This is a genomic window from Halomonas bluephagenesis (genome assembly GCF_054790765.1).
Genome location: NZ_CP133631.1, coordinates 499,033 through 511,115 on the forward strand (window position 1 = coordinate 499,033; position 12,083 = coordinate 511,115).

Sequence of the window (12,083 nt, forward strand, 5' to 3'; positions counted from 1 at the left end):
TTAATAACCAATCCATCACTAGCCAATAACTAATCAACTAACAACAAACCGCCACACCAGAGGAGTCTCGCCATGTTAGCGAACGATAAACGTCACGACGCATCCCGTAAGATTGCAGCCCCCACCGGCAGCCAACTCAGCTGCAAAAGCTGGCTGACCGAAGCGCCAATGCGCATGCTGATGAACAACCTCCACCCTGACGTGGCTGAACGCCCCGAAGATCTGGTGGTGTATGGCGGCATTGGCCGCGCCGCCCGTGACTGGGAGTGCTACGACAAAATTGTTGAGACGCTCCAGCGACTGGAAGACACGCAAACCTTACTGGTGCAGTCCGGCAAACCGGTAGGTGTATTTGAGACCCATAAAGACGCCCCGCGAGTACTCATTGCCAACTCCAACCTGGTGCCCGCCTGGGCCAACTGGGAACACTTCAATGAGCTGGATCGCAAGGGTCTGATGATGTATGGCCAGATGACCGCAGGTTCCTGGATTTACATCGGCTCTCAAGGCATTGTTCAAGGCACCTATGAAACCTTTGTTGAAGCGGGCCGCCAACACTTCGACGGCAACCTAAAGGGGCGCTGGATTCTCACTGCTGGCCTTGGCGGCATGGGTGGCGCACAACCGCTGGCTGCCACCCTGGCCGGTGCCTGCTCGCTGAATATCGAGTGCCAGCAAACCAGCATCGATTTCCGTCTGCGCACCCGCTACCTGGATGAGCAAGCCGACGATCTTGACGATGCACTGGCGCGGATTGAGCGCTATACAGCCGAAGGTAAAGCCATCTCAATTGGCCTGTGTGCCAACGCGGCAGATGTACTGCCTGAACTGGTCAAGCGCGGCGTGAAGCCCGATATGGTGACTGACCAAACCAGCGCCCACGATCCGCTACACGGCTACTTGCCGGCAGGCTGGACCTGGGAAGAGTACGTCGCCCGTGGTAAATCACAACCCCAAGCCACCGTTAAAGCCGCCAAGCAGTCGATGGCAGTGCATGTTCAAGCCATGCTCGACTTCCAGAAAATGGGCGTGCCGACTTTCGATTATGGCAACAATATTCGTCAGATGGCTCAAGAAGAAGGCGTGACGAATGCCTTCGATTTCCCCGGCTTTGTGCCAGCCTATATCCGTCCTTTATTCTGCCAGGGAATTGGCCCGTTCCGCTGGGCGGCGCTATCCGGCGACCCAGAAGATATTTACAAAACCGACCAGAAAGTCAAAGAGCTGATCCCCGACGACCCGCACCTGCACAACTGGCTGGATATGGCGCGGGAACGCATCAGCTTCCAAGGTCTTCCGGCACGTATCTGCTGGGTCGGCCTGAAAGATCGCGCTCGTCTTGGCCAAGCCTTTAACGAGATGGTCAAAAACGGCGAGCTTAAAGCACCGGTGGTTATCGGTCGCGACCACCTGGATTCCGGCTCTGTGGCGAGCCCCAACCGCGAGACCGAGTCGATGATGGATGGCTCTGACGCCGTCTCCGACTGGCCGCTGTTGAATGCCCTACTTAACACCGCCGGTGGTGCCACTTGGGTATCGCTACACCACGGTGGCGGTGTCGGCATGGGCTACTCCCAGCACTCGGGTGTGGTTATTGTCGCCGACGGCACCGATGATGCCCACGCACGCCTTGGCCGCGTGCTGCGTAACGACCCAGGTACTGGCGTTATGCGCCACGCCGATGCAGGCTACGAAATCGCTAAAGAATCTGCCCGTGAAAACGGCCTCGATTTGCCGATGCTGAACCGCTAGACATTTAACAACGACAAGGAGTACGAATCATGCCCCACCTTGATATTCAGCCCGGCAAAATGACACTGGCGCAGGCGCGCCAGGTCTTTCAATCACCGGTCAAGGTTAGCCTGCCAAGCAGTGCTGACGAAGCCATTCAAAAAAGCGTGGATTGCGTCAACCGTGTGGTCGACGAGAACCGCACGGTCTACGGCATTAACACTGGGTTTGGGCTGCTTGCTCAAACACGTATCGCCGATGAAGACCTGGAAGCGCTGCAACGTTCACTAGTGCTCTCCCATGCCACCGGCGTGGGCGCTGCGATGGATGACAGCCTTGTACGGCTCATCATGGTGCTTAAGGTTAACAGCCTGGCGAGGGGCTTTTCCGGCATTCGCCGGGAAGTCCTCGATGCGCTGATCGCCTTGATCAACGCCGAGGTGTATCCGCATATTCCGCTAAAAGGCTCGGTGGGAGCCTCCGGTGATCTTGCGCCGCTGGCCCACATGAGTGTGGTACTGATTGGTGAAGGCAAAGCGCGATACAAAGGCGAATGGCTCTCCGCTGAGGAAGCGCTCAAAGTCGCCGGTCTTAGCCCCATTGCGCTGGCTCCCAAAGAGGGCTTGGCACTGCTCAACGGCACCCAGGTATCAACCGCTTACGCGCTACGCGGCCTGTTCGATGCCGAAGACCTGTATGCCGCCGCCACGGTCTGCGGCTCCCTGACGGTTGAAGCCACGTTAGGCTCGCGCTCGCCGTTCGATGCGCGCATTCATGAAGTGCGTGGCCAACGCGGCCAAATCGACGCAGCGGCGGCTTATCGGCATCTGCTCGGCGAAACCAGCGACATCGGCGACTCCCACGCCAACTGCGATAGAGTGCAGGATCCTTACTCCCTGCGCTGTCAGCCGCAGGTAATGGGGGCAGCACTGACTCAAATTCGCCATGTTGCCGACATACTGGCGGGTGAAGTCAACGCGGTATCCGACAACCCATTGGTGTTTGAAGATACCGACGACATTATCTCCGGTGGTAACTTCCACGCCGAGCCGGTCGCCATGGCTGCCGACAACCTGGCGCTTGCCATCGCTGAAATCGGTTCGCTGGCGGAACGACGCATCTCCTTGATGATGGACAAGCACATGTCCCAGCTGCCGCCCTTCCTGGTCGAAAAAGGCGGCGTCAACTCCGGGTTTATGATTGCCCAAGTCACAGCAGCCGCCCTGGCCAGCGAAAACAAAGCGTTGGCGCATCCGCATAGCGTAGACAGCCTGCCCACCTCAGCCAACCAGGAAGATCACGTTTCCATGGCACCGGCGGCGGGCAAGCGGTTATGGGAAATGGCCGATAACGTGCGTGGCATTCTCGCGATCGAATGGCTAAGTGCTTGCCAAGGGCTCGATATGCGCCACGGTTTAAACACCACCGAGCCACTGGAACAAGCCAAACAGTTGCTGCGTAAGCATGTTACCCATTACGACCAGGATCGCTTCTTTGCCCCAGACATTGAAGCAGCCAGCGACCTATTAGCCGCCAGAACACTAAGCCACCTGCTTCGGCCTGGCACCCTACCAAGCCAGCACTAAGCGGCTTTTTCTATCCCGCAGCAACAGGCTGCGGGGTTCCACTGCATTCAATCTCAACTAAGCCCAATTAAAGCTAAATCTAATTCCAGCTAAATCCAATTCTAACGACAAGAGTAGCTATTCATGAATGCTATCGTTTTGGCCATTTTAGTGATGGTCAGCCTCAGCTTGGCTCGCGTTTCCGTTGTCTTTGCCTTAATCGTCGCTACATTGGTCGGTGGGCTTTATGCAGGCATGCCCGTCAATGCCATCCTTGATGCCTTTAACGACGGCCTTGGCAACGGTGCCACGGTGGCACTGGCCTATGCCGTGCTGGGCGCTTTCGCCGTCGCACTCTCACGTTCAGGCATCACCGAAGTAATGGCAAACCGTGCCATTGCGCGTTTTCATGTGGATGATTCCGGCAGCAGCCGCCGCATGGTGACCTATACCTTACTAGCCGCCTTGCTAGCCGCGGCGGTCAGTTCTCAGAACCTTATTCCGGTTCACATTGCCTTCATTCCTGTGCTGGTACCACCGTTACTGAAACTGATGAACCACCTTCAGCTCGACCGCCGCCTGGTGGCCTGCGTAATTACCTTCGGTATTACTGCCCCCTATATGCTGTTACCAGTGGGCTTCGGCGCTATCTTTCTGAACGACATTTTGCTCACCAACCTGAATGAAAGCGGTGCCGAATTTGGATTGGAAATCACCCGCCAGATGGTGCCCATGGCGATGGTGATACCTATTGGAGGCATGGCATTAGGCCTGGCCGTAGCGGTATTGTTTAGCTATCGCAAAGGGCGTAACTACCAAGACCGCGACCTTGCCAAGGGTAATGAAACCCCAGCAGAAGCAGCCCAGCATTTGAAAGGTTGGCAAAAAGCCGTGCTGGCGATAGCACTGGTTGGAACCGTGGTCGTTCAGCTCTACACCGGTTCGATGGTGCTGGGTGGTATCTTTGGCTTTGCTCTGCTTTCACTAAGTGGCGTTTTCCGCTGGCACGAACAGGACGGCATTTTTACCGAAGGTATGCGCATGATGGCCCTGGTCGGGTTCATTATGATTACCGCAGCGGGATTTGCCAGTGTGATGCAGGCCAGTGGAGAGGTTGAAGCGCTAGTAAGCAGCTCCACAGAAATAATTGGTGATAACAAAGGCTTGGCAGCGCTAATTATGCTGCTTGTGGGCCTTTTCATTACCATGGGTATCGGCTCTTCTTTCTCGACGATTCCCATCATCGCCTCACTTTACGTACCGCTTGCGCTGAATTTTGGCTTTTCACCGCTGGCCACCGTCGCGCTGGTAGGTACCGCGGCCGCCTTGGGCGATGCAGGCTCACCCGCCTCCGATTCGACGCTTGGCCCGACCGCCGGTCTCAATGCTGACGGCCAGCACGACCATATCTGGGACAGCGTTGTACCGACCTTCTTGCACTACAACATCCCGCTGATTGCCTTTGGGTGGATAGCCGCCATGATCCTATGACGCGCAACCCCATATTTTTACAGCAATGACTTTCCCCCAAAACCAAACTACCCCGCTCGAATGAGCGGGGTAGTTTCGTCAATAAACGCTAGTACATCACTGTCTTTATTAGCGGTAATTACTCGTTATTGCTATTCATATCGCTATCACTTGGACGCAACACCTTCGGGTTGGAGTTTCCCCATACCGTATAAAGGTCGGCGAGTAACGCACCATTGAGGTCTTCAAGTTCACCAATCGTGATTCGCTCCTCGCCCTGGAGCCCGTAAAGCACCACTTCATCACCCGGCGCAACTCCCTCCACATCCGTAACATCGACCATGGTCGTGTTCATTGACACTTTACCCATGACCGGTACTCGCTCACCGTTGACCAGAACAAAGGCGGCGTCTGTGAAAACACGCCGATAGCCATCAGAATAACCAACTGGCAAATTCGCCAATAAGCTATCGCGCTCCAACACCCTCACGTTATCGTAACCAACCCCGCTGCCTTGCGCGTAATCGTTGACAGACGCTACCCGCGTGCGAAACGACATTACTGGCTTGAACTGCTCATAATGGGGTAGATCTCCATAGAGCAAGCCACCCGGACGCACCATATCAAGGCGTGCTTCAGGCACTTCCATGGTGGCAAACGAGTTGGCGGCATGAAGAATTAACCCATCACGGTCCAGGTTTGCGGTCTCGATTAACCAATCACTTTGCTCGTGAAATACTTCCAACCCTTGGCGGACAAAGTCCTCATCCTCAAAGGCAAAGTGGGTCATGATGCCCACCAATTCCAACGATGCTAAGCCTTGCAGCTCTAAGGCTTCCTGGCGACCTGCTTCACTATCAAGCGCCATACCATTACGCCCCATGCCGCCCGCATTCAGGCCTAAATGATAGCGCAGTGTCACTCCTGCCTCAGCCGCATCGCTGGCCGCTTGGCGCGCGGCTGTTATATCCCCGAACAGCTCTTCCATGTCGTAATCGAATGCGCCGCGCACCTCTTCAGGTGTCGCACTACGGACGCGCATTAAACGTCCATCGAAGCCAGCCGCCCTAACAACGCGGGCTTCTTCATTACTTGCCACACCAATACAAGGAATGCCTAACGCGATCACGGAAGGCATTAAATTAGCAATGCCATGACCATAAGCATCGGCCTTCATAATGGCGCAAAGGTCCGCTTCTTCGCCCAGCAGTTCCTGAACACCACGAACGTTCCCTTCAAAAGCCGATTGCGAGATTTCCACCCAGGCATTGGCACTCAAGTGCTCAGGGCTATCAACCAGCAATGCCTGGTCGCTAAGCAACGGCGCCGCATAGCTTGTAGTGGTAACGGTGGCAGCAACAGCGGCAGCTAACAGGGTTAGTGGATATTTCATTATCAAATCCTTGATTAGTTTTCATTGTTAAAAACCCACTGCTCACACTAACCTGCCCTAACAATTCTTAACGATAGCGCGTGCCGCGTTTATTAAAAAAAGCAGTACTAGGACGCAATAAACTGACGCAAGTCCCCTTCTCTAGCGTGCTTCCAAATACTTAAGCTAAGATTACTTTAACCATGCATCAAGTGACGTCTCAAGCGCCATCTCAAGTGCCGTCTAACCTAAGATTTGGCCAATAACAGACTCAACGAGTGGTTGGCTACACCTTTTATCAACGTTTCGAGCATGAGCTTGGCCAACAATACTTGCTTTTTAAAACACTAACTCTTTGAAAAAAATATTAAAAATCATGTCGCGACACGAATAATACCTGGTTAACTGTTAATCAACGTATCGTAAAAATGTTGATGTTAGACGATTTTATAGAAATTTTTTATGGCATGACCACCGCGCGTGTGATTAAACTGGAGGTGCAACATCGTTTCGAAATAGAAACATTGATGCCCTCTATAACTCTAAACGCTACCAACAAAGAGGTTTTATGAAGCTCTCAACATCCGTGAAATGCGCTCTTGCGACCTCCATCGCCGCTTCCATCATGGCTAGCCAAGCGCTCTATGCAGATACTGTTCGTTTACGCATGCATACGTTTTATGGCACCGAAGTTGATCATATAGCAGCTGACTTGCGGGACCGGGTAAGTGAAGCAAGTGATGGCACCATCAACATACAATTCTTCCGTGGTGGCGAGCTGGTTAGCAGCGATCAGTTTGTCGAAGCCGTAGCCCGTGGGAGCATCGATATCGGCCACGGTGTTGGTAGCTATTGGCCTGGCACCGTTGGCATCGGCACTATCGAAGGGGGTCTCCCTGGAGCTTGGGTAAACGTTGAAGAAGCTCGTGACATATTTGCCAATCAAGGTCTTGATGAACTCATCGCTGAAGCTTACGCAGAACAAGGCGTCAAACTGATTGGCCGTGGCTTTGGTAGCGATTATGGCTTAGTCACCCGAGAGCCTGTCACTAGTCTGGAAGATCTATCCAGCATGCGCATCCGCGCAACCAGCTCCATTGCAACGGTGCTGGAAAAATTCGATATCCCAACGGCCTTTATTCCCGGTGAAGAGCTCTACGTAGCACTCTCGACTGGCGTTATTGACGGAGCCGTTTACGGTGGCCCTGTAGAGTACGAACAGCTGCGAATTAATGAAGTGGCGGGGTACTACACCGATATCAACTTACTCAACCCAGGCTGGACAGAAAACGCGTTCATCAATCCCAACTCCTGGGAACGTATGAGCGAAGAACAGCAGCAAATTTTGGTAGATGAATTGGCTCAGTATCTGGACGACGTTCACAACTGGCTTGAAGAAGGCAACCAACGCATCATCGATGAAGGTGAGCTGTTTGAATTCGCCACGCTGCCGGAAGAAGACTCGCAACGTCTAGCCGAAGCATCCTTGCCAATTTGGGAAGAAGAGGCAGCCCGCTCTGAGCGAAACGCAAAAGCCGTTGAAATCTTAATCAACAACGCCAAAGCGCAAGGACGACTGAGTGAGTAAGATCAGCCGATATCTACGTTTTCAGGATGGGCTTTCCGACTGGGTCGGACGAGTCACCGCCTGGCTGACGCTAGGTATTATCGGTGTACTGCTCTATGAAGTAGTCGCTCGCTATATACTCAATGCCCCCACTGTGTGGGGGCACGAACTAGCGACGATGTTCTTCGGTGCGCTGAGTATCCTGGCTGGCAGCTATCCCCTCCGCCACCAAAGCCATGTGCGAAGTGATGTCATCTATCGCCTGCTGCCTATGCGCACGCAAGCGTTCTGTGACGTGATTGTGTTTTCACTAGGCATTTTGGTGCTGAGCATATTTTTCACTATGGCCGTGGAATTCGCCCACCGCTCCTGGCTAATCGGCGAGTATTCCAACCGTAGCATCTGGCGTCCACCGCTCTGGCCGATAAAAGCGACCATTCCAATCGCCGTTGGATTTCTAATTCTTCAGAGCGTAGCAGAGCTAGTGCGGGCCATCGTGCGTTTACTTGGCATTCCCTATGACGATCCGCGAGACGACATTAGCGACGCTGATTAAAGACAGCCTGGCGTTGTTTAAGCCTAGACTTAGCTCAAGTTTATAAGCCCCGTTTATAAGCCCCGTTTAGTCGTTGTGTTTACTAGCGCTGCTTGAACAACGGACTGCTTAAACATCGTGCTGCTTAACCCTCGCTCTATTTCAACGTGGCTTTACCGTGAAAAATAAGAGACACACCCCGGCACATCCTCCTGGGTATGCTATGCAAAGGGTATCCCTATGTTAAATTTAGACCCCATGATAATTACGGCGATCATGTTTCTCTCCATGATCGTCCTAATGGCAATAGGTGCTCCGCTAGCGTGGGCATTGATGATATCGGGCATGGGAAGTGCCTACATGATGTTTGGTCCTGGGGGCTTGGACTTCTTGTTATCATCGGCATATAGCACCATGGATAACTTTCTCCTGGTGGCCCTCCCGCTCTTCATCTTTATGGGATTGGTACTGGAACGCTCCGGCATTACAGATGATCTCTTCGAAATGATGCATAAGCTAATGGGGAGCCTTCCAGGCGGACTTGGGATTGGCACCATTCTTATTTGCGCCCTTATCGCTGCCATGGCGGGTGTTTCAGGGGCTGCTACCGTCAGCTTAGGGATCATTGCATTGCCAGCAATGCTTAAGCGCGGTTATCACAAGCGGCTTGTCACCGGTACTATCATGGCAGGTGGCGCACTAGGCTTTTTGATCCCACCCAGTATCTTAATGATTGTCTATGCGTTTCTTGCTCGCGAATCCGTAGGAAAGCTATTTGCTGCGGGCTTAGTACCTGGCCTAATGCTGGCCGGTATTTACATGGCGTATATATTGATACGCTGCCGCATAAATCCTGCCTTAGGCCCCGCAGCGCCAGTAGAAGAACGTTTTAGCGCCAAAGAAAAGCTGATCTCTTTACGCCATGTTATTGCTCCTGGCCTTTTGGTCACCGCCGTACTGGGCTGCATCATCGGAGGGGTCACCTCACCTTCTGAAGCTTCAGCAGTGGGGGCAGGCGGTGCAATGCTTATTGCGGCGCTAAGGGGCCGGCTTAATTGGAGCCTTCTACGTTACGCAATGCTCAGCACGACCAAAATAACGGGTATGTTGCTTTGGATTGCCATTGCAGCGGTGTTCTTTAGCCGTATTTATATGGGCTTGGGCGCAGGTATGATCGTCAGTGATTTTATCGATGACTTCGCGCTGTCACCCTATACCGTCATCATCATCATGCTGGTTAGCTTTTTTGCGCTTGGCATGTTTCTGGATGACTTTGCGATCCTGTTCATCACGATTCCGCTTTATGTGCCGATCGTACGTGACTTAGGGTTCGATACTACCTGGTTTGCGGTGCTGTTCATTATAAGTATGCAATCCGCTTATCTGACACCACCCTTTGGGTATAACCTGTTCTATATGCGATCAGTCGCACCAAAGTCTATTACTATTGTCGATATCTATCGTTCGGCGCTGCCTTATGTTGCTCTGCAAATAATTGGTTTAGCTCTTATCGTACTATTTCCAAGTATTGCGCTGTGGCTACCCAACCTACTGTTCTAAACAAACGTATCAAACGGCTATAGACAGAAACTCAACCCAAAAGGCCCTAATCATTAGGGCCTTTTCTTTTATTCTTTCTTCGATCCCTTCTTTTGCCTTGCCTTATGCCACGCCTTGTTGACGCATCACCTGTGTAATAATAGGCACAGGGGACATCAAGTGTTCGTGCATCAACGACACTGCTTTATCTTTCCGACGCTCAAGCGTGGCGTCTACTAAAGCGGCATGCTCTTGGCGTTTTGCTTCAAGGGCCTGAGCAGAAAACACGGTTTCCTTAAGCCACAAAAAGCGGTAGCGCTGAACTTTATCAAATAGCCCAGCGCGCACTTTCATCAAATGAGGGGAGTTGCAGCCAGCTACCATGGCAGTGTGAAAATCACTATGCCGTCTGTCCCAAATATCTAACAGCCCTTCTGACGAGCTCATTTCTGTCAGCTTTGCTAATTGATAAGACTTTGCCAGAATATTGGCTTTCCAGGCATCATCGCCACGCTCTATCGCAAGCCCCAACATCATGGCTTCGACCTGCGCACGGGCATCATAAATATCTTTAAGCTCAGCGAGCGACATGGGTGCCACACGATAGCCACGCTGGCTAATGGCCACCACTAAATGCTCAGCAACAAGCTGGGAAAGTGCTTCTCGCAGAGGACCAATACCCAGTTCATAGCGCGCTTTAAGAACACTCATACGCAATTTTTCGTCAGGCTGAAAAATGCCTTTAATAATGTCTATCTTAAGTAGCTTATAGGCACGAATACCCAAGTTTTCCTTGGCATCTGCCGTTTCGTCTGGGAAGAATGATGAATTCATGAGTATGCATTTCGCAAAGTGGGTAAAAATCATAGCACAATTTGTAACACCTGTTTGAATGTGCTCAACCCCGCGCACTCAATAACTCAGTGCAATAAGAAATAAAAAAGCCGATGCAGACTAGCTGCACCGGCTTCTATCATCATATGTAAGGACTTAAATCAGGGCTTAAATAACCCACAAGCATCAGACGCTACGCCGTAAGCTCTTCCAGCAACGCTTCAACAATCGCCAAGCCTTCTTCAAGTATCGAGTCTTCAATAGTGACCGGCATTAAGAAGCGGATTGTATTACCGTAAAGCCCACACGAAAGCAGGATAAGACCCTTCTCGCGTGCGCGCTTACACATTGCTGCGGCCAGTTCTGCATCCGGTTCTTGGCCAGCTGAAACAATATCCAATGCCGCCATAGAGCCTAAATGACGTACATTTTCTACACACGCAAAACGTTGCTGCCACTGAGTAAAACGCTGCCCCAGCACTTCTCCTAAGGCCTGGCTTTTCTCAAGAATTTTTTCCTCTTCCAGCACTTCAAGCACGGCTAAAACAGCAGCGCAAGAAACGGGGCTGCCCGAATAGGTGCCACCCAAAGAGTTAGGGCCTGATGCATCCATATGCTCAGCCGTACCTACCAGCGCGGAGATTGGCATGCCCCCCGCCATGCTTTTGGCCATGGTAATGATATCCGGCTGAACGCCACTATGTTCAATAGCAAACAATTTGCCGGTGCGGCCAAAACCTGACTGAACCTCATCGACAATCATCAGCATGCCGTGCTCGTCGCAAATTTCACGCACCGCTTTAAGGAAGCTGGCCGGTGCAGGATAGAACCCACCTTCACCCAACACAGGCTCAATGACGATAGCGGCGGTGTCCTTCGGATTGGCATCGGTCTTAAGGGTCATTTTAAGGCCGCGAAGAGCGTCTTCTTCACTCACCCCATGGAAAGGAACCGGATAAGGCGCACGGAACACATTGCCAGGCATGCTGCCGAAGTCAGCCGAGTAAGGCGCCACTTTTCCGTTCATGGCCATGGTCATAAACGTACGGCCATGGTAGCCACCATCAAAGCAGATGACGTTATTCTTACCTGTGGCGGCACGGGCCACCTTCACAGCGTTCTCTAGCGCTTCAGCCCCAGAGTTGACGAGCATGACTTTGGCATGACCGCGCACAGGGGTAAGCTGACTGAGCTTCTCAGCCACTTTAACGTAGCCTTCGTAGGGAATGACGGTCTGGCACGTGTGCATCACTCGACCTAACTGCTCACGAACAGCCTCGACTACCTTCGGGTGACAATGGCCAATATTAAGCACGCCAATACCGCCCGCGAAATCAATAATACGGTTACCATCCGCATCCCAGATAATCGCGTTCTCAGCACGGTCAGCGAATTGGGTTGCGGGGCTGGCGGCACCATTAGCGACATATTTTTGTTTAAGCTCATTCAGCTGTGCATTGCTCATTTTCA

9 protein-coding genes are annotated in these 12,083 nt (G+C 52.5%); 6 read left to right on the forward strand and 3 right to left on the reverse strand.

Translation table 11 applies throughout. The annotated features are described in order from the left end of the window. The first annotated feature begins 72 nt into the window (after positions 1-72). From hutU to REH51_RS02365, 3 genes are all read left to right on the forward strand, one after another. Complete coding sequence (gene hutU / locus REH51_RS02355; RefSeq protein ID WP_009721876.1) at positions 73-1,752, forward strand: urocanate hydratase; 1,680 nt, start codon at positions 73-75, stop codon at positions 1,750-1,752. A gap of 29 nt (positions 1,753-1,781) precedes the next feature. Beyond that, positions 1,782-3,317: a histidine ammonia-lyase gene (gene hutH / locus REH51_RS02360; protein WP_498936746.1), complete on the forward strand. Its 1,536-nt coding sequence runs from the start codon at positions 1,782-1,784 to the stop codon at positions 3,315-3,317. Between the two features lie 123 nt (positions 3,318-3,440). Further along, positions 3,441-4,787: a Na+/H+ antiporter family protein gene (locus tag REH51_RS02365; protein ID WP_009721874.1), complete on the forward strand. Its 1,347-nt coding sequence runs from the start codon at positions 3,441-3,443 to the stop codon at positions 4,785-4,787. A gap of 118 nt (positions 4,788-4,905) precedes the next feature. Here REH51_RS02365 and alr read toward each other — a convergent pair whose 3' ends face one another. Next, positions 4,906-6,159 (reverse strand): alanine racemase, encoded by a 1,254-nt coding sequence (alr, locus tag REH51_RS02370; protein WP_009721873.1) that lies wholly within the window; start codon positions 6,157-6,159, stop codon positions 4,906-4,908. A 547-nt stretch (positions 6,160-6,706) separates the two neighbouring features. On the opposite strand from alr, the gene dctP reads away from it, so the two are divergent. The 3 genes from dctP (at position 6,707) to REH51_RS02385 (ending at position 9,800) form a co-directional block, all read left to right on the forward strand. Next, complete coding sequence (gene dctP / locus REH51_RS02375; RefSeq protein ID WP_009721871.1) at positions 6,707-7,726, forward strand: TRAP transporter substrate-binding protein DctP; 1,020 nt, start codon at positions 6,707-6,709, stop codon at positions 7,724-7,726. Then, positions 7,719-8,261 carry a TRAP transporter small permease subunit gene (locus REH51_RS02380; protein ID WP_498936748.1) on the forward strand — a complete coding sequence of 181 codons (543 nt, stop codon included), beginning with the start codon at positions 7,719-7,721 and terminating at the stop codon, positions 8,259-8,261. Before dctP ends, REH51_RS02380 begins: the two co-directional genes overlap by 8 nt. A gap of 219 nt (positions 8,262-8,480) precedes the next feature. Further along, positions 8,481-9,800, forward strand: a complete 1,320-nt coding sequence (locus REH51_RS02385) for a TRAP transporter large permease (RefSeq protein WP_039868455.1) — start codon at positions 8,481-8,483, stop codon at positions 9,798-9,800. Positions 9,801-9,902: 102 nt separating this feature from the next. Here REH51_RS02385 and csiR read toward each other — a convergent pair whose 3' ends face one another. Together csiR and gabT are read right to left on the reverse strand one after the other, a co-directional pair. Continuing rightward, positions 9,903-10,613 carry a DNA-binding transcriptional regulator CsiR gene (gene csiR / locus REH51_RS02390; protein WP_498936750.1) on the reverse strand — a complete coding sequence of 237 codons (711 nt, stop codon included), beginning with the start codon at positions 10,611-10,613 and terminating at the stop codon, positions 9,903-9,905. A 193-nt stretch (positions 10,614-10,806) separates the two neighbouring features. Then, positions 10,807-12,078, reverse strand: a complete 1,272-nt coding sequence (gabT, locus tag REH51_RS02395; RefSeq protein WP_039868559.1) for a 4-aminobutyrate--2-oxoglutarate transaminase — start codon at positions 12,076-12,078, stop codon at positions 10,807-10,809. Between the last annotated feature and the right edge of the window lie 5 nt (positions 12,079-12,083).

Bases quoted from the DNA above. Each gene is read 5' to 3' on its own strand.
- gabT (WP_039868559.1), bottom strand. From the start codon at position 12,078: ATGAGCAATGCACAGCTGAATGAGCTTAAACAAAAATATGTCGCTAAT.
- dctP (WP_009721871.1), top strand. From the start codon at position 6,707: ATGAAGCTCTCAACATCCGTGAAATGCGCTCTTGCGACCTCCATCGCC.
- REH51_RS02385 (WP_039868455.1), top strand. From the start codon at position 8,481: ATGTTAAATTTAGACCCCATGATAATTACGGCGATCATGTTTCTCTCC.
- hutH (WP_498936746.1), top strand. From the start codon at position 1,782: ATGCCCCACCTTGATATTCAGCCCGGCAAAATGACACTGGCGCAGGCG.
- csiR (WP_498936750.1), bottom strand. From the start codon at position 10,613: ATGAATTCATCATTCTTCCCAGACGAAACGGCAGATGCCAAGGAAAAC.
- hutU (WP_009721876.1), top strand. From the start codon at position 73: ATGTTAGCGAACGATAAACGTCACGACGCATCCCGTAAGATTGCAGCC.
- REH51_RS02365 (WP_009721874.1), top strand. From the start codon at position 3,441: ATGAATGCTATCGTTTTGGCCATTTTAGTGATGGTCAGCCTCAGCTTG.
- alr (WP_009721873.1), bottom strand. From the start codon at position 6,159: ATGAAATATCCACTAACCCTGTTAGCTGCCGCTGTTGCTGCCACCGTT.